The organism is Costertonia aggregata (assembly GCF_013402795.1).
In the GTDB taxonomy this organism is placed as follows: Bacteria; Bacteroidota; Bacteroidia; order Flavobacteriales; family Flavobacteriaceae; genus Costertonia; species Costertonia aggregata.
This window is the reverse complement of sequence record NZ_CP058595.1, coordinates 1,216,534-1,236,692: the sequence shown is the minus strand read 5'-3', so window position 1 is coordinate 1,236,692 and position 20,159 is coordinate 1,216,534. Positions and strand designations below refer to the sequence as shown.

At 38.4% G+C, this 20,159-nt stretch carries 26 protein-coding genes; 9 read left to right on the top strand and 17 right to left on the bottom strand.

Annotated features, from left to right (window positions below):
• Positions 1 to 9: 9 nt before the first annotated feature.
• Complete coding sequence (locus HYG79_RS05705; RefSeq protein ID WP_179241158.1) at positions 10 to 1,824, top strand: GNAT family N-acyltransferase; 1,815 nt, start codon at positions 10 to 12, stop codon at positions 1,822 to 1,824.
• A gap of 1 nt (position 1,825) precedes the next feature.
• Here HYG79_RS05705 and HYG79_RS05700 read toward each other — a convergent pair whose 3' ends face one another.
• The 8 genes from HYG79_RS05700 to HYG79_RS05665 form a co-directional block, all read right to left on the bottom strand.
• Entirely contained in the window at positions 1,826 to 2,458 is a 633-nt protein-coding gene (locus HYG79_RS05700; RefSeq protein ID WP_179241157.1) for an arsenate-mycothiol transferase ArsC, read from the bottom strand.
• 5 nt (positions 2,459 to 2,463) lie between these two features.
• A complete protein-coding gene (locus tag HYG79_RS05695; protein ID WP_179241156.1) occupies positions 2,464 to 2,955 on the bottom strand; it encodes a GNAT family N-acetyltransferase in 492 nt (163 codons plus the stop codon).
• A 47-nt stretch (positions 2,956 to 3,002) separates the two neighbouring features.
• Positions 3,003 to 3,488 carry a DUF6428 family protein gene (locus HYG79_RS05690; RefSeq protein ID WP_179241155.1) on the bottom strand — a complete coding sequence of 162 codons (486 nt, stop codon included), beginning with the start codon at positions 3,486 to 3,488 and terminating at the stop codon, positions 3,003 to 3,005.
• A gap of 10 nt (positions 3,489 to 3,498) precedes the next feature.
• Complete coding sequence (locus tag HYG79_RS05685) at positions 3,499 to 3,822, bottom strand: ArsR/SmtB family transcription factor (protein ID WP_179241154.1); 324 nt, start codon at positions 3,820 to 3,822, stop codon at positions 3,499 to 3,501.
• 90 nt (positions 3,823 to 3,912) lie between these two features.
• Positions 3,913 to 4,302 carry a TM2 domain-containing protein gene (locus tag HYG79_RS05680; RefSeq protein ID WP_179241153.1) on the bottom strand — a complete coding sequence of 130 codons (390 nt, stop codon included), beginning with the start codon at positions 4,300 to 4,302 and terminating at the stop codon, positions 3,913 to 3,915.
• Positions 4,303 to 4,441: 139 nt separating this feature from the next.
• Positions 4,442 to 4,900 (bottom strand): DUF1801 domain-containing protein, encoded by a 459-nt coding sequence (locus tag HYG79_RS05675; RefSeq protein WP_179241152.1) that lies wholly within the window; start codon positions 4,898 to 4,900, stop codon positions 4,442 to 4,444.
• A gap of 2 nt (positions 4,901 to 4,902) precedes the next feature.
• Entirely contained in the window at positions 4,903 to 5,274 is a 372-nt protein-coding gene (locus HYG79_RS05670) for a VOC family protein (protein ID WP_179241151.1), read from the bottom strand.
• 19 nt (positions 5,275 to 5,293) lie between these two features.
• Positions 5,294 to 6,238, bottom strand: a complete 945-nt coding sequence (locus HYG79_RS05665) for a 2-hydroxyacid dehydrogenase (RefSeq protein WP_179241150.1) — start codon at positions 6,236 to 6,238, stop codon at positions 5,294 to 5,296.
• A 148-nt stretch (positions 6,239 to 6,386) separates the two neighbouring features.
• On the opposite strand from HYG79_RS05665, the gene HYG79_RS05660 reads away from it, so the two are divergent.
• Positions 6,387 to 7,517 (top strand): helix-turn-helix domain-containing protein, encoded by a 1,131-nt coding sequence (locus HYG79_RS05660; RefSeq protein WP_179241149.1) that lies wholly within the window; start codon positions 6,387 to 6,389, stop codon positions 7,515 to 7,517.
• Positions 7,518 to 7,585: 68 nt separating this feature from the next.
• Complete coding sequence (locus HYG79_RS05655; RefSeq protein WP_179241148.1) at positions 7,586 to 8,539, top strand: NHL repeat-containing protein; 954 nt, start codon at positions 7,586 to 7,588, stop codon at positions 8,537 to 8,539.
• Between the two features lie 55 nt (positions 8,540 to 8,594).
• Here the strand turns inward: HYG79_RS05655 and HYG79_RS05650 are convergent, their stop codons facing one another.
• From HYG79_RS05650 to HYG79_RS05615, 8 genes are all read right to left on the bottom strand, one after another.
• On the bottom strand, positions 8,595 to 8,960 hold the full coding sequence (locus HYG79_RS05650) for a cupin domain-containing protein (protein WP_179241147.1): 366 nt from the start codon (positions 8,958 to 8,960) through the stop codon (positions 8,595 to 8,597).
• The gene (locus HYG79_RS05645) at positions 8,957 to 9,433 is read right to left on the bottom strand and encodes a hypothetical protein (RefSeq protein WP_179241146.1); all 477 of its coding nucleotides are present in this window, start codon (positions 9,431 to 9,433) and stop codon (positions 8,957 to 8,959) included. Before HYG79_RS05645 ends, HYG79_RS05650 begins: the two co-directional genes overlap by 4 nt.
• A gap of 2 nt (positions 9,434 to 9,435) precedes the next feature.
• Positions 9,436 to 10,263 (bottom strand): ComEC/Rec2 family competence protein, encoded by an 828-nt coding sequence (locus tag HYG79_RS05640; protein ID WP_179241145.1) that lies wholly within the window; start codon positions 10,261 to 10,263, stop codon positions 9,436 to 9,438.
• A gap of 3 nt (positions 10,264 to 10,266) precedes the next feature.
• On the bottom strand, positions 10,267 to 10,842 hold the full coding sequence (locus tag HYG79_RS05635) for a hypothetical protein (RefSeq protein ID WP_179241144.1): 576 nt from the start codon (positions 10,840 to 10,842) through the stop codon (positions 10,267 to 10,269).
• 78 nt (positions 10,843 to 10,920) lie between these two features.
• Entirely contained in the window at positions 10,921 to 12,273 is a 1,353-nt protein-coding gene (mgtE, locus tag HYG79_RS05630) for a magnesium transporter (protein WP_179241143.1), read from the bottom strand.
• Complete coding sequence (gene rsmA, locus HYG79_RS05625) at positions 12,254 to 13,126, bottom strand: 16S rRNA (adenine(1518)-N(6)/adenine(1519)-N(6))-dimethyltransferase RsmA (RefSeq protein WP_179241142.1); 873 nt, start codon at positions 13,124 to 13,126, stop codon at positions 12,254 to 12,256. The genes mgtE and rsmA overlap by 20 nt, the downstream gene beginning before the upstream one ends.
• Positions 13,127 to 13,167: 41 nt before the next feature.
• Entirely contained in the window at positions 13,168 to 13,479 is a 312-nt protein-coding gene (locus HYG79_RS05620; protein ID WP_179241141.1) for a DUF4286 family protein, read from the bottom strand.
• Positions 13,480 to 13,582: 103 nt separating this feature from the next.
• A complete protein-coding gene (locus HYG79_RS05615; protein ID WP_179241140.1) occupies positions 13,583 to 15,370 on the bottom strand; it encodes a tetratricopeptide repeat protein in 1,788 nt (595 codons plus the stop codon).
• 309 nt (positions 15,371 to 15,679) lie between these two features.
• Between HYG79_RS05615 and HYG79_RS05610 the strand changes: the two genes are divergently transcribed.
• From HYG79_RS05610 to HYG79_RS05590, 5 genes are all read left to right on the top strand, one after another.
• Positions 15,680 to 16,285 (top strand): hypothetical protein, encoded by a 606-nt coding sequence (locus HYG79_RS05610; protein WP_179241139.1) that lies wholly within the window; start codon positions 15,680 to 15,682, stop codon positions 16,283 to 16,285.
• A gap of 13 nt (positions 16,286 to 16,298) precedes the next feature.
• Positions 16,299 to 17,156, top strand: coding sequence for a hypothetical protein (locus HYG79_RS05605; protein ID WP_179241138.1), 858 nt, complete (start codon positions 16,299 to 16,301; stop codon positions 17,154 to 17,156).
• Between the two features lie 52 nt (positions 17,157 to 17,208).
• Positions 17,209 to 18,063 carry a hypothetical protein gene (locus HYG79_RS05600; RefSeq protein ID WP_179241137.1) on the top strand — a complete coding sequence of 285 codons (855 nt, stop codon included), beginning with the start codon at positions 17,209 to 17,211 and terminating at the stop codon, positions 18,061 to 18,063.
• 23 nt (positions 18,064 to 18,086) lie between these two features.
• On the top strand, positions 18,087 to 18,467 hold the full coding sequence (locus HYG79_RS05595; RefSeq protein WP_179241136.1) for a hypothetical protein: 381 nt from the start codon (positions 18,087 to 18,089) through the stop codon (positions 18,465 to 18,467).
• 168 nt (positions 18,468 to 18,635) lie between these two features.
• The gene (locus HYG79_RS05590) at positions 18,636 to 19,139 is read left to right on the top strand and encodes a hypothetical protein (RefSeq protein ID WP_179241135.1); all 504 of its coding nucleotides are present in this window, start codon (positions 18,636 to 18,638) and stop codon (positions 19,137 to 19,139) included.
• Between the two features lie 129 nt (positions 19,140 to 19,268).
• Here HYG79_RS05590 and HYG79_RS18055 read toward each other — a convergent pair whose 3' ends face one another.
• Positions 19,269 to 19,526 (bottom strand): DUF6434 domain-containing protein, encoded by a 258-nt coding sequence (locus tag HYG79_RS18055; RefSeq protein WP_228027940.1) that lies wholly within the window; start codon positions 19,524 to 19,526, stop codon positions 19,269 to 19,271.
• A 77-nt stretch (positions 19,527 to 19,603) separates the two neighbouring features.
• Here HYG79_RS18055 and HYG79_RS05580 point away from each other — a divergent pair, with 77 nt between their 5' ends.
• Positions 19,604 to 20,107 carry a hypothetical protein gene (locus HYG79_RS05580; protein ID WP_179241133.1) on the top strand — a complete coding sequence of 168 codons (504 nt, stop codon included), beginning with the start codon at positions 19,604 to 19,606 and terminating at the stop codon, positions 20,105 to 20,107.
• The last annotated feature ends 52 nt before the right edge of the window (positions 20,108 to 20,159 follow it).

Genomic DNA, 20,159 nt, shown 5'->3' with positions numbered 1-20,159 from the left:
TCTTGGACTATGGGTTTAGTTACCGCAAAAGAGGTAGCCAAAGCAATTCACTTGGATAAATATGGCTTTTTGGGAACTTTCATGGGATGGATACTCATGAAAATTACCCGAATATCCAGCATAAACAGATTTTACGACAATCATAAACACTTGGAAAAGATTGATTTTTTAAATGCTATTTTAGAGCATTATGAAATCGATTTTGAAATTCCTGAAGATGACTTTAAACGGCTGCCCAAATCAGGATCTTTTATCACGATATCCAATCACCCTTTAGGCGGTATCGATGGCGTGTTGTTACTGAAATTATTGGTTTCCCTAAGGCCGGATTTTAAGATTATCGCAAATTTTTTGCTCCACCGTATTCAACCTATGGAACCTTACATCCTGCCCGTAAATCCGTTCGAAAACCATAAAGATGCCAAAAGCAGTATTGCCGGGTTCAAAAGCGCGATAGGGCATATACGTGCTGGGCATCCCTTGGGAATTTTTCCTGCAGGGGAGGTGTCAACGTACAAAGATGGCAAACTTATCGTTGATAAACCTTGGGAAGAAGCAGCCCTTAAATTGATACGAAAAGCCGAAGTACCAGTGGTACCCATTTATTTTCACGCCAAAAACAGTAACTTTTTTTACAAGCTTTCTAAACTAAGTGATGTTTTTAGAACCGCAAAGTTGCCGTCCGAAGTATATTCCCAAAAAAACAGGCCCATAAAGGTAAGAATAGGGCAACCTATCACGGTTCAGTCACAAAAAGAACAAAAATCTATGGAGGAATTCACCGAACTCCTACGCAAGAAAACCTATATTTTGGCAAATGCCTATGAAAAAGGACGTTTGATCGATAAGGTGCCAAGCACTTTAAAAATCCCCAAGGCCCCCAGAAAGATCGCTACCGCCATACGAACCGAAGTCATTGAGGGCGAAATAGAAAAATTAAGGGAAAAGGATTGTCGCCTGCTCCAAAGTAAAAATTACGAGGTTTTTTTGGCGCAGGAAAAAGACATGCCTTTTATCATAAAAGAAATAGGAAGACAGCGTGAGGTAACCTTCCGGGCAATTGGTGAAGGCACCAACAAATCCATCGATTTGGATAAGTTTGATTCTTATTACCATCATTTATTCCTGTGGGACGATACCGAGAAACTAATCGTGGGGGCATACCGCATGGGTATGGGTTCCGAAATTTTTGCCGCTTACGGTATTGATGGTTTTTATCTTCAAGATTTGTTCAGATTGGAACCCGAGTTATACGGTATGATGCAGAAATCCATAGAAATGGGCAGGGCTTACATCGTTAAAGAATATCAACAGAAACCCATGCCTTTATTTTTGTTATGGAAAGGTATCGTACATACGACATTGCGACACCCAGAGCACAAATATCTGATAGGGGGCGTTAGCATCAGCAACCAGTTTTCCAACTTTTCAAAATCATTGATGATTGAGTTTATGAAAAGTAACTACTGGGACCCTTATGTGGCGCAGTATATTCGTCCAAAAAAAGAATTTAAGGTAAAACTGACCGATGCCGACAAAGAATTTGTTTTTGATGAGACCGAAGCCGATCTCAATAAATTCGATAAATTGATAAACGAGGTAGAGCCGGGCGATTTAAGGCTCCCCGTGCTTATAAAAAAATATATCAAACAAAACGCCAAAGTGGTTGCTTTCAACGTAGACCCGCTGTTCAATAATTCGGTAGACGGCCTCATGTACATTAAAATTGCGGATTTGCCCGAAAGTACCGTAAAACCGGTCATGGAAGAATTTCAAGCAGAATTGGAACGTAAACTGGCAGAGACAACTATCAAAGAAAACTGATTTACGCCATAGCCTTCGTAAAAACATAGTAGAGCTCCGTTGCTATTTGAAGGCATCTTTCCTCATATTTTTTAGCTTGGTACGGTGTGTTGTCAAATGCCTTGGGATCTTCATACGTAATCGGAAATCTTTTTTCCGCACCTGCAACAAATGGGCAACCTTCATCAGCTTGCGAACAGGTCATAATGGCTCCAAAACCGGATTTGGGATTAAAATCATCATCGTACGTTTTGGAAAAACCTATGATAGGATGTACATTTTTGGCATACTTAATACTATAAACAGGATTCTTTTCTTCCGAAAGCTTTCTGATTTTAAACCCCAGATTTTTTAAGGTTTCCGCTGCGACTGGAAATAGCGCCGTAGCTTCGGTACCTCCGGAATAGCACGATATATTTTTTATACCGGTATAAAAGGCCAAGGTTTGGCCCCATACTTGTGATAAATGGCTCCTACGGGAATTATGGGTACAGATAAAATTAAGGTCAATATGGGACTTGTTTAGAATTTTGGTCTGCAAGAATTCAACAAGCGGTTGCAATGTTTTTTTTCTATCGGTTGCAATATCCTTGATGTTTAGCGATTGTATCGTGGTTTCTATCTCTGGGAACACTTGTGGTTTTTCGTTTTCCATAATTTTTACACACCTATGATTTTGCTTCTTCTTTCAAAAAGGAGATTATCTTTCCATTCCCCGTGTAATTTACCTACACGTTCCCGTTTCCCTATATAACGGAACCCCATTTTTTTGTGTAGCAGGATACTTCCTTCATTTTCGGGAAAAATTCCGGATTGTAGCGTCCAAAGTCCTTCTTTTTCGCTTTCCGATATAAGCTGCTGCATCAATAGTTTACCTATACTTTTTCCCCGACTGTTTTTTGCGACATATACACTCACTTCTGCAACGCCACCGTATACGCACCTACTTGAAACAGGCGATAAAGCGGCCCAACCTACGACTTTTTGATTTTCATCGGTCGCCACAAGTCTACAGGAATTCATATGGGCCGAATCCCAATCTGCAAAGGTGGGAACAGTAGTCTCAAAAGTGGCAAAGCCGGTAAGTATCCCCTCTTTATAAATCTCAGCTATTTTGGACCAGTCTCCTTTGGTCATGCTCCTGATGGTCATTTTAAATCGGTTTGAAAAAGTGTATCTAGATTTTGATTCGATACCAATTAGCAACAACCGCTTTCTGGAGCACAACTGCCCGCCTCTTGGACAGCTGTTTCTGGAACTCCACAAGTATCCTTGGCTTTACAGTCGGTGGGTTCAGCGCTTAGTCTGATCAAAATATTGTTTTGGTTTAGTTTAAGATCATCAACAAAAAGTTGGGCCGTGTGAAATTTAGGATTGCTATATTCAAATCTCACCACGGCATTTCTGTCCATGGTTTTTATGGCGTCCACTTTATTTAAGATAGCCAATGCCTTATATGCCGTCATGTATTCTTTTTTATCTTTCTCGGTAGGGCTCTCCCATAGTTGAATCACGGTTTCTTTCCAAAAATCGGTCCCGGCACCACAGTCAACAGCATCAACGGTAACGTTTTTAACTTCTGTGATATGATAATTGGCACCTACGAGGCAGTCGGTCTTATATTCAAAAAGAAGGTTCTTGCCAGAGTGCTCTTCTAGAATAGAAAGAAATTCTTTAGTTTTCATAGTATATGATTTAGCAACAGTTTTGATTTATTTTTCCAAAAAAAGCATGAAACAGTTGTTGCAGCTCTTCCCATTTTTCGGCGTTGATACAATAACATAGATTTTTACCTTCAAAAGTACCCTTTAGAAGGCCTATTTTCTTGATTTCGTTTAAGTGTTGTGATATGGTCGGCTGTGAAAGCCCGATTACATCTACCAAATCATTACAGATACAGTTTTCCTGACGGCTTATGTACTGTAAAATTGCGACCCGAGCCGGGTGGGCCAGAACTTTGGCGACCTGTGCCAAAGCATTTTGGGGAATGGTAAATATTTCGGTTTTTGAGGCTCCCATGTGCAAACATTTAAAATGTTATATTGCAATATTACGATAATAATCGGTAATAAAAAAGCCATGACGATATTCGCAATGGCTTTTACTGTTTTAGAACCAAGGTTTTTTACCTACTTGATAGGTGTTGTAGAATTCTTCATCTGACTTGGTCAGATAAATGATACCTTCTATCAAACCAATCAAGCCCGGTATCCAACAAAAGAAAGCACCTATAACGATACAGGTAGTGGCATAACCTACAAGGGTTATCGCTGCCATGATAATTCCTTCTTTTTGATATCCCAAGATAAATTTGTGAACCCCAAGGGAACCTAGGACTATACCTAAAATGCCTGCCAATATTTTTTTATTGTCGCCCCCACCAACGGCATTGTTTAAACCGTCACTGAATTCGTTTGCGGTTTTTTTCGCTTCTTGTCCAAAATCTTTTGCGGCATCTTCTGCCTTATCACCTAAGTTTTCCTTATTCTCTTCTGACATGTTGTTTTTTTATTGGTTGTTTATGAGCTTAAAAGTAGCAAATATTTCAATATTAGAGAAAAGCTTTGTCATTTGGTTGCCAAAGTTCTGGTTTATTGGTTTCGGATTCTAAAATCCAACCAAATGCGCACCACGATTTTCAACTTTTTTTGATATTCTTCTCGTATAGGGCAATCCATTCTTTTACGGTCATCTTTTCACACAATTCCGCAATTAAAGCATAAGGGACATCGTCCATATATTTAAAGCGCACACAACTCTTTCCCATATTCAATTTGCGTTTGCAGTATTTCGGATATTCAGAAACGAACCAATCCAAAAGATTTTCATCTGCGTATATCCCCGAATGGTACAATGCAATAAAGTTCTTTTGCGAGGCCAAATTGATAAATGGCAACGGAAGTTTTGTATCACAATGATAGCCAGGTGGATAAATGGAATGGGGAACCACATAACCCAACATACCGTAGCTCATTTGTTCTTGAAACCCTTTTGGTAAATTCTTAATAATGGTTTCCCTTATTTTGGAAATAACGTTTTGTCGCTCGCTCGGCAATTGATTGATATAATCTTCTGGGGAATTCGCCTTGTAGTTCATTCTTACACGTGTTGGTCTATCAATATTGGGTTTCCGTCAGGATCCACCACAGTTAGACTAGCCGGTCCGGAACTATTTTTTTCCACTTCGCTGATCAATGTCAAGCCTTTTTCTTTAAGATGGTCTTGAATATCCCTCACATCGGTAAAAGTATCTAGCGTGTTGGCATTATTGTCCCAACCAGGGTTGAATGTCAATATGTTTTTTTCGAACATGCCTTGAAACAATCCTATGGTCGAGGTTTCGTTTTTAAGGATAAGCCAGTTTTGTTCTATGTCGCCATGAAATACCGTAAACCCCAATTTTTCGTAGAATTCTTTGGACACCCTAATATCCTTGACATTAAGACTAATTGAAAATGCACCTAGTTTCATATGTTTAAATTTTTATGATTTATTTACAAAACCTTTCTTTGATTTTATCTACAATGGTCTGGGCCAATTTTTCTTTGCTTTCCACCGTCCAACCTGCTACATGTGGTGATAAGATCACATTTTCGGCTTGAATCAAATAGGTAAAAGCTTGGGGCAATTTATCCTTTGAGAACATATCTTCAAAAGATGATTTTTCGTATTCCAGAACATCCAATCCGGCACCTAAAATTTTTCCGGATTGTAATGCAGAGACCAAGTCCTTGGTAACGACACATTTACCACGGGCCGTATTTAACAGCCAAATTGGTTTATGGAATTTTTCTAAAAACGCTGTATTTATCATATGCATCGTGGTTTCGGTCTGGGGTACGTGAAGGCTGAGTACATCGGTTTTTTGGTGTAATTCCATGATACCCACCTGGCGTGCATTGTCGTCTTCCACACCACCTTTGATATCGTAACAAATGACCTCTTCTACATCAAAACCCTTTAATTTTTTGGCAAAGGCCTTGCCCATGTTACCATAACCGATAATCCCGACGACCTTACCTTCCAACTCCACGCCACGGTTTCCTTCACGGTCCCATGTGCCGTTTTTAACCTCATAATCGGCTTTGTTCAACTTATTAAAAAGGGACAAAAGCATACCAAGGGCATGTTCCCCTACGGCATTTCTATTTCCTTCTGGGGCCGCCGCTAAAAAAACACCTTTGGATTTGGCATATTTTACATCTATGTTTTCCAATCCTGCACCCAAACGGCCAATAAATTTCAGGTTCGTTGCTTTATCGATAAAGTTTGCATCTATGGTAAACCTACTGCGGATGATAAGCCCATCATAGGCATGAATTTTATTTTCGATTTCGTGTTTTTGGGAAGTATAATCCTCATCATTATGAAACCCCAAAGCGTTAAATTGTGCTATAATAAGCGGATGATTGGTATCTACATGCAATATTTTCATAAAAAACTCTCGGTATAAGGTACAACTTCTTTAAAATATACAATTAATTCAATATAACCACACCAATGCGATTTTTGGGTACTGCTGTATACCAACGGTCGAAACCATACGCATTAAAAAGTTAAATTTACCAATATTATTTTGGGATATGGCCACCTTTACTCTTACTGATATTCTCTTGCTTTTAGGAATAGCACAAGGTGTTTTTTTGGCTGTTACACTGCCCATAGTACACCAAAAAAACACGAAGGCCAATACCGTTATGGCCATACAATTGGGAATGGCCAGTGTGCTGCTCGTCTCTAAATTGGGTATGTACAAAGCACAAGAAGTATGGGTGTTCCAATGCTTTATTTTGGGAGAATCACTGATTTTTATTTTTGGACCCTTGGGCTACCTATACGTTAAACGGCTATTGCTACATAATGCACAAAGTTTTAAATTGGGGATTGTACACTTTGTACCTGCTATTCTGTATCTTTTTTATCTTTTGTATTTATGCCATTATTCCGAAACCGAGTTTAAGGGTCTGTACACTTCGGGATATTTTAATACAGTGTTTTTCATAGCTGAGGCAATGGCCCTATGCTCAAACTTGTATTATTGGTTTTTATGCATAAAACTGATCATCGATTTTGAGCGCAATCAAAAACATCAATTGTCTTTTCATCAGGTATCCTTGTCTTTCATAAAAGTGATAGTCTGTCTAATCGCTATAATCCTGTTGTTATGGGTATTCATTTTTGCGGGTGTTTATTTTTTTGGATATACCATTACTTATCTAAACTATAATATGATTTGGGTGGGGATCCCCATTCTTATATACTGTATCGGCTATTACGCCTTAAGACAACCGGAAATCTTCAGAATCCGTTTGCCAGAAGAAAAAGCGGGTACGGCAATGAAGAATAGACTTCAGAAAGATGAAATAACACAGTTGAAACGTAAATTGGAAACCTTGATGAAAATTGATAAAGTGTATCTGCACAATGCACTCACGTTAGTACATCTCGCCGATAAACTCGATACATCTACCAATAACCTTTCATGGTTGCTGAACAATGTATACGGTACTACTTTTTATGATTATGTGAACAGGTTTCGGGTAGATGCGTTTACCGAAAAGATTAAAAACGAAGAGCATAAAAGGCATACGCTACTGTCTCTCTCTATGGAAGTTGGTTTTAATTCAAAATCTACTTTCAACAAGGCTTTCAAATCTGTATGGAAAGAAACACCCAGTAATTATATTAAAAGATTGAGCGAACAATCGGTTTGATTGCATACAAACGGTCGATTGGTACGTGATTGATTGCGTATTCTTGGGAAACTTAAAAAACAACCCTTATGAAAACAATCAAATTTCACAGTCCGATTAAAAGTATAAACTTCAGTTTATTGGTCATTTCACTGCTCATCATGATTTCATGCGACAAACTTCCCCATGGCGGTGGCCCTATCCTAAAAAAAGCCAAGGTAGAAACATTAGTGAATAATTTTGAGGCCACTGATGGTCTTTCAGTTGATCGTAGTGGGAACATTTATGCGAGCAATTTTTCCGCTTTTACGGGCACCACAGTTTTGAAAACCAACCCTTTTACGGGGCAGACTTCGGTAGCTGTTGATAGTCTGGTAGCGCCTCTTGGGAATACAACGGATCGTCAAGGTAATATTTATGTAGTCAACAATATTCGGTTTTTGTCACGGGAACAGGGTACAACACAAGCGGACGTACTTAAAGTTGCCCCCGATGGTAGCCGTGAGGTCTTGGCTACGCTTCCAGGTTTTCCTGCAGGTATAGTTTTGGACCGGAATAACAATGCCTATGTATCCAATTTTGATTTTCCCGCCATACATAAAGTAGCACCTAACGGCGATGTTAGTATTTTAGTACAGGATGAAAGGTTAAGAGGTGGTGTTGGTATCGATTTTGACAAACATGGCAATCTCATCGTGGGTAATTTTGCGACAGGGGATATTTTTCTGATAAACCCGAACTTGGAAATTAAGGTACTGGCCACAATCCCTACCGTAGTTGAAGGTTTTGTAATAGGCTATATCACCTATTTTGCAGGTTCCGTTTTTGCCACAGCGATTAGCGAACATGTTATTTACAAGGTTTCCATGTCTGGGGAGGTAACGGTGTTTGCCGGGAACGGTACTCAGGAAACTGTGGATGGCTCCTTGGAAGGCGCATCGTTCAACGGACCCAATGGTATTGCCGCCGACCCTATTCGTAAAAGGATATACATTTCAGAAAATTCTGGTGAGGGTGCTTTACGGGTGATTAAATTTCAATGATATAAAAAAACCAGTGTTTGAGGCCCTAAAAAAGTTTTGTTCAATTTTTGGGGCCTTATATTTTAGGGTATTCGGTTTGGGTCATTTCGTGCTCAACCTCCCCGGTATGCGCCGTGCCTAGTTTTTCAAAAAGAAGCAAATGTACTTCTTCGCCGTCTTTGGTACTAGGACAATGTTCGATCCCTTTGGGCACTACGATGATCTCGCCTTCTTTTACAACTTCGGTCCGGTCCCTGAACTGCATATATAACGTGCCTTTAAGCACTTGAAACAGTTCATCTTCGTTTTCATGTGCATGCCAAACAAAGTCACCTTTGATCTTTGCCAAAATTACCTGCATATCATCAACGGTAGCGATTTGGTGCGGATGCCACTGTTTTGTAAAAGCCGCATGTTTATCTTTTAGGTTAATGGCCTTCATGTCAATTCTTTTATCAGTTTCTTAAAATAAGGATAATAAATTCTTCCCCACATAGGGTTTTTTTCAAAAAGATGCACTTCTTTGGTCGAAGAATCTATCACTATGGGAATCGTCATGGCCGCCCATTTTTTGCCCGATTTCAATTGGGTACAATAGCTAGCTGCCTCCGGGTCTACTTTGTCCGAAATTAAAATCGAGATTACCGAGATACCGGATTGTAACCCTTTGGGCCATCCCGTATAGTTCTTTTTGGCGTAAGCGTAAGATTGGTTTAAATGTTCCTGTAGTTCAATGGGGGTTACGGGCTTTCCTTGCATATCGGTAGCCACTATGAAAGTGTTCATTTGTGTGGCCATCCAACTCCATTTGAATTTTTTCTCGTACCCTATAACGGTTGGGTTGCCCAACATGGTTCCTTCCAAGGGCTCAATTAATCTTTGTGCTAGTTTTCCTTTTATGTTTTCCAGTATCATGCCTATATATGTGAATATTTCATTTTGACGTTATTTTCGTCCGATATCACTTGAAGATGGTGATGGTCATCGGTCCTAAAATAGGGTAAATTTCGGTGTTCAAATATGGTTATCACTTCTTGGTTGGGGTGCCCATAAGGCCTTACATGCGCACTTATGGGTAAAAAAGCATCATTGGGACAATGATCTAACCATGGTGTGCCACCATTATGTAAAGTCCCATGGGCCGAACCGTGGTGCGGCACTTTAAAATATTTGGTATCGCTTGGGATTTGGTGGCCTATCTGTTCCCAAACTTCACCTTCGGCATCCCCCGTCAAAAGAAAGCTATTTGAACCGTGTTTTAACACGAGCACAATTGAATTATTGTTTTCATTACTTGTGCTGATGGTATCAAAATTGGGCCAAAGGATATTTATAGGTATATCTCCAAAATTATTCATTTGCTTGGTATTGTCTATGGCTTGATGGTGTATTACATTTTTAGATCGGTTGGCATAACCGATAAGTTGTGCAAAAGACTTCCATTCCAATGATTTTGGATAGTAGAAATTTTTAGTGCCGAATTCCCTCATTATTTTTTTGAGACCCTGCGCATGATCGGCATGGGCATGGGAAAGCATTATAAATTCAAACAATGGTTTGTCTTCCGGTAGCTTTATGTTTTTACGTTCAAAAAAGCGTTTTAAATAAATAAACGAAGATTGATATTGTACAGTGTCGTTGGAATCTATCAAACCATATACCGAGTCGTCTTGATCATTAACAAACTCCAAAAAAATAGAATCTCCCCAGCCAACATCTATCACTGTTATTTTTAAAGTGCTCATGGTTTAGGCATTTAGGTTCTCGTCATCGGAATAAGGTAGGGCCAACGCTTCGTTTTTAGGATATATTTCCTTGGCTTCGGCTATGACCAACTGTTCCCATTGGGCAAAAGCATTATTTTCCAATGGCGAAAAATAGATTTCGGGTAAATGGTTTCCGCAAGCGGCGATAAATTTTTGCGAAGGTATTTTATCGTTTCTAAACCTATAGCCGAGGTTAAAAAGCTTCGTGGAAACTCTAAATACAACGCTGGTCTTGGGCACCTCATAGCCGAATAGAAAGTTGGGAAACCAAATATCGTTGACGTCGATATAAAAGTTATCATCACGTTCTATAAGTTCAAAAAAGGCTTGGATGTCCTTGTCCGATCCAAACAAAGCTTTTTCGCCCAAGGGTTTGGTAACAATACCCTCGAAACCCAACAGAACCAACGGTATGTTTTCATCATCTATATTTAGGCCCCAGTCAGGTATTGGGTTGTCAGACTCTACCGAAAAGTAGGTGCAACGTGTCATCCTAAAATCAGTAAATTTTTTTATATCGTCAATAAAAATGGGAACGGTAAGTTTTTCTGTATCCATTGGAGGTATTGTATAAAAGTTCATGCATTTGGGGAACGCTCTTTAAAGATAATTGAATTTTAGAAATACTATGGGCTATTATATCCCCAAAACCAATTTGGCGATCCAGAAATAGATAAGAATCCCGAAAATATCGTTGCTAGTTGTAATAAAAGGGCCCGTGGCAATGGCCGGATCTATACCACGTTTGTGAAGAAACAAGGGTATAAAGGTACCTATGATACCTGCTACTACAATAACTACGATCAAGGAGAGTGCAATGGCCAATGCAACATAAAAATCATCTTTGTACCACCACGTGAACATGAGCAGTATCACTGCCAAAATAATACCGTTTAAGGCGGCCAGCAGCATTTCTTTGATGAGACGGTTACTGATACTGCCCTTTAGATCGTCATTGGCCAAACCCTGTACGATGATGGCGCTGGACTGTACGCCAACGTTCCCTGCCATGGCGGCAATAAGTGGGGTAAAAAAGAAAAGAATGGCGTGTTGTGCGATCATTTCCTCAAAGCCGCCCATGATCGCAGCTGCTCCGAGCCCACCGATCAAACCTAAAATAAGCCAAGGCAATCGGGCACGGGTCAAGTCCCAAATGCTGTCATCTGCCTCTACATCTTGGGAAATACCGGCCGCCATTTGATAATCCTTGTCGGCTTCCTCTCGAATAACGTCAACGATATCATCAATGGTAATCCTGCCGACCAGCCGTCCGATTTCGTCTACTACCGGAATGGCCTCCAAATCGTATTTGGACATTATTTTGGCAACTTCCTCCGGTTTTTCGTTCACGTTTACGGCATCTACCTTGGGTATGTAAACCTCTTTGATATGTGTTTTGGTAGAGGTCGTTAATAAATCTTTTAGAGAAAGTCGCCCCATTAACTTATCGTCTTCATCCACAACATAAATGGAGTGTACCCGTGTTACGTTTTCGGCCTGTGCCCGCATTTCTTTCACACAGGTAAGTACGTTCCAGTTCTCACGTACTTTCACCAGCTCTTTGGCCATGAGTCCCCCGGCAGAATTCTCATCGTAACGTAGCAGGTCTACAATATCCTTGGCGTGTTCTTTGTCCTCTATTTCTGAGATTACTTCTTGAACGATTTCTTTAGGGAGTTCCGCTACAATATCGGCGGCATCATCGGTATCCAATTCTTCGAGCTCCCCGGCAATCTCTTTGGTCGAAAGGTTGCCCAAGATAGCCTCTCGTATATCTTCGTCCAATTCGGTAAGAATATCCGAGGTCTTGTCGCTTTCCAAGAGCTTGATGATATAGGTGGCTTCATCCTCATTGAGTTCATTGATGATTTCTGCTACATCCGCATAGTGCACCTCTTCCAAAAGGGAGGACAATTGGGTATCCTTTTGGTTTTCGATAAGCTGTTCTATCTCAGCTAATAGTTCGTCGCTAAGTTTGAATGGTGTCATGCGCTATCTTCTTGGTCAGGGCAATAAAGTCCGCCACGGACAATTGCTCTGGACGAAGGTCAAATATAGCATCTTCTATGAGAATATCGGATAGCACAAAGGTTTTTAAACTGTTACGAATGGTCTTTCTTCGTTGATTGAATGCCGCTTTTACCACTCTATAAAACAACTTTTCGTCGCAATCAAGGGAGAAATTTTCCCTGCGTGTTAACCGTAACACCCCGGATTGCACTTTAGGAGGTGGGTCAAACACTTGGGGATGTACGGTAAAGAGGTATTCGGCATTGTAGAAAGCCTGTACCAGTACGGACAGTATGCCATATGTTTTACTGCCCTTTTTTTCGCAGATGCGTTGGGCTACTTCCTTTTGGAACATACCTGAAAATTCGGGAATTTGTTCCCTCATTTCCAATAGTCTAAAAACAATTTGTGTTGATATGTTGTATGGAAAATTACCGGTAATGGCAAACGGTTCATTACCAAAGAGTTGATGCATATCATGTTTTAGGAAATCGGCTTCGATTACCTTAAATTTTTCTTCGTTAGTAACAAGTTTTGGGTGTTCCAAAGGGAAACTGTGATTTAGGTATATGATGGAATCAGCATCCAGATCCATCGCGACCAAGTTGATATCATGAAGTAACAGATATTTGGTGAGCACACCCGTTCCCGGACCAATCTCCAATACGTTACGATACCCCTCCAAGGAAAGAGTATTCGCTATTTTTTTGGCTATTTCCTCATCTTTCAAAAAATGCTGCCCCAAATGCTTTTTCGCTTTTACCGGCCCCTCATCCTTAAAGTTGTTCTTGAACTTTTTGTTCTTTTTATTTTGATAGCTCTTCTTTGCCATTAACGTGCGGTTTAGGAATTTAAGATAGTGCAACGGTTCTTTTAGTGTTCGCTAATGACTTGAAGTTCTGTTCTAAAAGAGATGAATTTGTTGGGAAAGCGTTTTTGGGCGTCGGTACGCAGACGGTTGGCATCTTCTTTATAATAGCGCTCTAAAGTTTCCTTGTCCACAGTCGTAAATTGAACCGAATAAGTAGTGCCACCCATTTCTTCTTCGACCAAAACCTTGGTCATTTTCGCATTTAAGAATTTACCAGTGGCCAAAACATCCGGTATATGTATTTCTTTCATCCATTTGAGCCATGCATCATGAACTGACTCTTCAATATTCGTTGTTACGTTGTATATGTACATTACTATATTTTTCTTTTTTACTCCCGCAAAGGCAAAAATATTGGTGTTCGAGCATCAAAACCAAATCATTTTGGGTTTGGGCTTGTTGTTTGAATGTGTGCTTTCAATTTATGGCGTCCCCCCTAAGCATCCTGAAATTTTTACGTGCCTGTGGAAAATAGTAACTGTCTTGATAATTGTAAATTATTTTTTCGTAGTTCTCTTTTGCTTTTTCAGGTTGGTTTAAGGGGTCTCGGTACAATTCTGCCAATGCAAAATGGGCATCGTCCGCAAGAATATCATTGGGGTAAAATTCGATGATCTTTATATAATTGAATTCCGCTTTTTCAAATGCACCAGTACTTTCTAAAAGCGCACCCTGTTTTAAGAGAGCCTCGTCCTCAATTTTTTCGCCTTTATGGTTTTTAAGGATATCGTCTAAAATTGTTATGGCTTCCTGGGTCTTGTTTTGATAGGCCAATAAATCGGCGCGTGCATATTTTTTGAGCGCTGTTTGGGTAGAATCTTCCAATGAGTTATCCGATATCAAAAGGCTCAATTGCATGGCATCGTTGGCAATCAATTGAGATGTAGAGCCCCTCAATACTTTTAATTGTGTAAGGGCCCAGTCAAAATCGCCTTTGTAAAAACTGGTCTGCGCTACTTTGTAACGTGCGTTTTGCCCCAATACATCGTTCTTTAGCTTTTTTTGTATTTGTGTAAAATAGATTAGGGCTTCGTTAAATTTTTTATCAAAGACCAAAATGTCGCCCAAAGCAGATTTTACATAGGCTGTACTATATTCGTTCAACGGTAGTTTTAAGCTTTTTTTCAAAACGGCAATGGCCTCGCCGGGGTCGTTTTTCTTAAAGGTCAAAAAGTTGGCATAAGCGATTTGGAGTTGCAGCGTTTGGCTTTTGTACCCATAAGTATCTAAAAGGCCATTGAACGTTTCCTGTACGGTAGTCAATTTTTTGTCGGTTACCTGTAGCAGGTCAATATCTATAAGTTCCAGTTTTGCATTAAGTTTTGTGATTTCGTTGGTACTGTTCTCATAGATGAATTGAAAAACATCAGTGGCAACCTCGATCTCATTTGCTTCCAAAACCAATTTTCCCAAATCTTCCAACCGGTTTGCCGAACTGCTCTCGGAACGTTTGTAAATTGCTTTTTCTTGATTAAAGGCACTTTTGTACTGTTGTTGTTGAACAAATAGCCAGCTTAATAATTGGTTCCACAATATGTCGGGGTTTTGCTGTGCATTTTGTAATAGAATCCTTTTGAGCTTTATGTTGTTTTCGTTTTCAGCATCGGAGCTTATAAAATCATCAATATTGCGCAACACGTTGGCTTTTGATGCCTTACCCTCGCTTATCAGGTTGAGATAGGATTGGTACATTTTTTCAATATCGCCCTGTTCCCCATAAATACGTGCCAATTGAAAGTTGTAATCTAATTGCGGATTCAGCTGCATTGCCCTTAAATAGGCTTTTGTGGCATAATCCAAAATGGCGTACTTCTGAAACCGAAAACCTATGCCGTACCCAAAATTTGGGTTTTCATCTATCTTTTTAATGGCCTCATCGTAAAATTGTGTTGCTTTTTCGGGCTGGTTCCGCAGAGTATAGTTGTAGCCCAACTCTATGTAAAGTGTGGGGTATGCGTTGGGTCGACTTATTTTTTCCAATAAAAATCGTTCTGCGTCCGTATAACGTTCCAATTGTTGGTAGCACGCAACCAAGCTTTCGGCATAATCGGTTCTTCTGGGACTTTTTTGTACAAGTTTTTCATAAAAAACCACTGCTTTCTCGTATTCGCCATCAGTAAAGTATTGCTTGGCCAAAAAATCATCTTGGGCAGCAGCTGGTGTTATAAATACGAAATACAAAGTAAAGAGTATGATAAACCTCATCTTCAAAGATATATAGATTGCAGAAAGTGAATGTTAAAGAAGGGATTTTAAAAAATCATAATACATAGCTCATAAGAATTTTTTTAATAGGAAAATACACTAATGAATCCCCTTTTTTTTTCTTAATTTTAAGAAAAATATTACAAAACCTCTGACTGTGGAGTGTTTTGCTTAAGATTTGCGAAAAAAATAACCAAAAACGAAATGCCTATGAGTTAGACCATATACCGAGCCAGAGGGATGCACTACAAAGATAATGCTCCTCGTAGACTTGAAAACATTAAATAGTCATAAAATTAATTTAGTAAAATGAAAAGAAACTTAATAATAATCATTTTTTTGGGATTTTTGTTTTTGATTTCTTCTTGTGATAATGGCCTGCCCAATGGCCCAAGAATTGGTCCGTGTTCGTGGACAGATAGAGAAGACATAACCATTGACAATGTTAACCTAAAATTACCATCAAATTTACAAAGTGAGTTCAAAAGCTTTTATTATCCTAGTGGTATAATTCCAGATTTGACCAGTGCCATGCAAAAAGGCAACACCGTAAGTGCAAACAAGGCTGAAATTAAAGTCACGTTGATGTCAAGTGGCCAAACCTGCACAGGACAAAACAGTGAGGTTTTTAAGGCAGGTAGTAGCCGAATAAAACCTTTTCAGATAAATTTAAAACTACCTGCAGGCATTAGATTTTTTGGTTCAGCTAGTATGGAGATACGTTCGGATGATTATAAGGTAAAAAACGATGCTTTTAAAAAAGAATTTGTTATGTGGATTGGAACTGGTAATGATCCTGAATTTAATGGTATAAATGGTAATATCATTGGAACTGCCGTAGTATATGACCCTTCTACCGGAATAATCCCTATTGGTAACCGACCAATATTTGTTGGTGACGATACAATTAATTAGAAAATAGTTTAAAATGAAAAAAACAATTTACGTTAGAATGATAATATCTTCTGCAGTTTTATTTTTAACAACCTTGTCTTGTTCAGATGAAAAATATGAAGAGCCTTTAGAAGAAGGGGCACTTCCGCAGAAACAAGAAGAAACGTTTGAATCATCGTACTCGCTTTTGGACTACACGCCAAATAAATATTATGATTTTTTTGAAACAACGGATAACACTATTGGTATCAGTATCTTAAATTCCGGGCCATTTGTAGAGAAAAGTACGTATAAAAGTGATCAGCTAACCGCCAAAGCAAGTGAAATTGCCTATTCAATTAATGACGTTAAATTCTCTGGTGTCTCGGGTTCGCAAAAATTGGATATATCAGATTCAGAGTCCTATTTTGGTAAAACTGTTGTTGTTAACTTCAATAGTAAATTGGGTACCACTTTTAAGGATGGTAGTACGAGCAAAGAAATTGAGATGTACGTGCCCAAACAATTAGAGATTTTAAAACCTTTGATCAAGAATGAGAGTGATCTTTTACCTTTTTGTTATTTTGAAGATTTTGTCATCGAGTGGAACGCAGATCCACAAAATATGGAGGGTCTTGTAGTAACTGTAGAATATCACGGTTTAAGTGCAATCCCCGAAAATGAAAAAAAAATAAACATCCTTAATACAGATTTTATCAAAGAGGATAATGGTAGGGCTGTTCTTGACAATGCCATTTGGGAAGGTATTCCTAATACAGGTATCGTTACATTAACACTGTTGAGGGGCAATGTTGAAATTGAGGAAATAGACGAAGAAAATTATAAATTTTTTGCAGAGGCTAGAGTGGTGTTGCCATTAATATTGATTCGTGATTTAAACACTTTGGAATAATTTTTTTAAATAAATTGGTAAGGGTTTATAACTATAAACCCTTACTTTAAACATGAAATACATCTTTTTTTTATTAATGTTCTTGCTAACGGTACCTGATGTGCGTTCGCAAAATAATGATACGCAAGCTGCAGTATTCAATATTGCGTCTGGTGGTTTTATAGGCGGTGTTGGCGCGGTCATTAATAAAAAACGGGACGAGAAAACGCTAAAGGTTTTTGGCAAAGGTTTTTATCAAGGTGCCTTGGGCGGTTATTTGGTGTTCGAGAGCAAGCGGCTAATCAGCAACTTGGCTGCCACAGGTAACTATAACTACGGGTGGCCCTCAAAGATATTGAATTCGGCAGGCAATTCAATTGTGGTAAATGCAGCTTCAAACCGTAACTTTTGGGAAAAGTGGCAATTGAATTTTGGATTCAATTATATGGAGTATGATTTCAAATCCGAAAAAAAGTTTAAGTATAGGGTCATGCCTTTTGCACTTGTGAGCGTAGCCGAGGGTTTTGCCAGAGGTTCTCTAGATTTAGATAGGAGTTTGGCCTTGGGTCAATTTGTTTTTAGGTCAAACGAAGACAATCCGGATTATTTAGGGCAGGCCTTTGCCAATACCCTTAAATATGTTCCCAACAGAGAGCTTACCACTGCCGAAGTCCTTACCCATGAGATGATACACGTATATCAATATCAAGGTACTTTTGGGTTTAATTCCTATTTGGATAAGCCTGTGCAAAAGCTTAAGGACGATAAAAAATGGTTTAAGATTTATAGTTCTATATTCTATACTGATTTTAATTATATTGTCAATACTGGTTTTAATGTATTTGATACTATTTTTAGTATTCCCGTAGAACAGCAAATTGATGAAAAAGAAGCGTTCTATTATCAATTCAGAAATAATTATGATTAATGTATGAACAGGCATTCAAAGTAATGATAAAGTCAAAGCAAATCAAGTTTGTTCTTTTCAACGTAATGGTTTGTATTTTTCTTTTGATTGCGGGGTGCGCCAAAGATGAGATGATTCTGCTCGAAGAAATCAAGTTACTGGGTAGATGGGAACCTTTTTCAAAATATTTTGTCGATGCAAACGGTAATAGTGCAAGTACTACCGAAGAATTCTGTGAGTACCGTGATACATATACTTTTTTAAGGGATAATATTTTATTTTACGGGGATTATATTACAACCGATAATGCTAGCTGTATTGAAAATCCGGATTTGCTCTCAAAGGTCGAATGGGTACAGAATAACAACGGTAAGTTTGTGTTTACCATATATAGTGCCATTGATGGTAGCAGTTTCGAAAATTAGGCCCAAAGATGTGTATTTTATAGAAGAAGATTTTTTGGTGATGGAATTTTGGGAGAATAGTGAAAAAACCGGTTTTGAATACTCCAAACATTCATTGCGTAAAATAGGATAAATTTATAATTGTTGTACATTGTTTTGGAGATGAAAAAGAAATTAAAATTCAATAATATGAAAAACATAAAGTCAACAAATACGATGAAAGCCTATTTTTTTGGTTTACTATTTTTTACAATGATTGTACAAGTAGGCTGTGTTGAAGATGAGGTACTTCTACTTGACGAGAATTTGCTATTTGGAAATTGGAAAGTGGGCTCTAAGTTTTTGGTGGATGCTGATGATAATGCAGTAAGAACTTCTGAAGATAATTGTGAATTCAAGGATTCCTATACTTTTTTACAAGATGGAAAATTAATTTACGAGGATAGTGTATTTGAAAACGGAGTTGCATGTGGTATAAATGATGAATTTCTTACGGATAAAGGGTTGTGGCACCAAGATGACAATGGTGATTTTACATTTACACTATTCAAGGTTGACGGTACAAGTATCGAGATAAAGCCCAAAGATGTATATTTTGAATTTGACAGGTTTTTAGTCATTGAATTATGGAAAAATCCAAATGAAGAAGGAGATTTTGTTTATTCCCAACTCACATTGGCAAGAATAGAATAAATAACGGTATTCACAAAACATATGACTTTTTTTGGCTTTTAAGTATACTAAAGACAAAAATACCTTATGAAAGCTTTAAATCAGTTCTGTGATAGGTAATAAATCCAGTAGGTGTCGGCAGCTTTTTTTTCAAGTTCCAAAAGTGAAGTGCCTTTTTTTTCGGTCTTCCAATTCGTGCCAAATAGCAATGGCGTCCTCCAAGGTTTTCCCCTCATTTTTTCTTACCCTATGCATAAAATCGCCATGGCATGAAAATTTAGTGCCTATTCGCGATTTCATAAAGTTTCGAAAATTAGGCCCAAAGATGTGTATTTTATAGAAGAAGATTTTTTGGTGATGGAATTTTGGGAGAATAGTGAAAAAACCGGTTTTGAATACTCCAAACATTCATTGCGTAAAATAGGATAAATTTATAATTGTTGTACATTGTTTTGGAGATGAAAAAGAAATTAAAATTCAATAATATGAAAAACATAAAGTCAACAAATACGATGAAAGCCTATTTTTTTGGTTTACTATTTTTTACAATGATTGTACAAGTAGGCTGTGTTGAAGATGGAATCGTTTTACTTGATGAAGACAAGCTTATAGGTAATTGGCAAGTTATTGGAAAATTTTTAGCTGACGCGAACGGGAATTTCAATAGGACTACCGAAGAAAAATGCGAAATGTCAGACACTTATGAGTTTTTTGAGAATGGCAGCTTGTTTTATCAAGACAGTGTAGTTAAAAATGAGGATATATGTGGTATAAACGAAGAATTTCTTATGGATGAAGGCTTGTGGCACCAAGATGAAAATAGTGATTTTACTTTTACACTGTTTAGGGTAGATGATTCAAGTATCGAGATAAAGCCGAAAGATGTATATTTCCTATCTGATATGGTTTTGGTTATCGAATTATGGAAAAATCCAAATGAAGAAGGAGATTTTGTATATTCCAAATTTGAATTGTTGAGAATAGAATAAATAACGGCACTCACAAAACATATGACTTTTTTTTGGCATTTAAGTATACTAA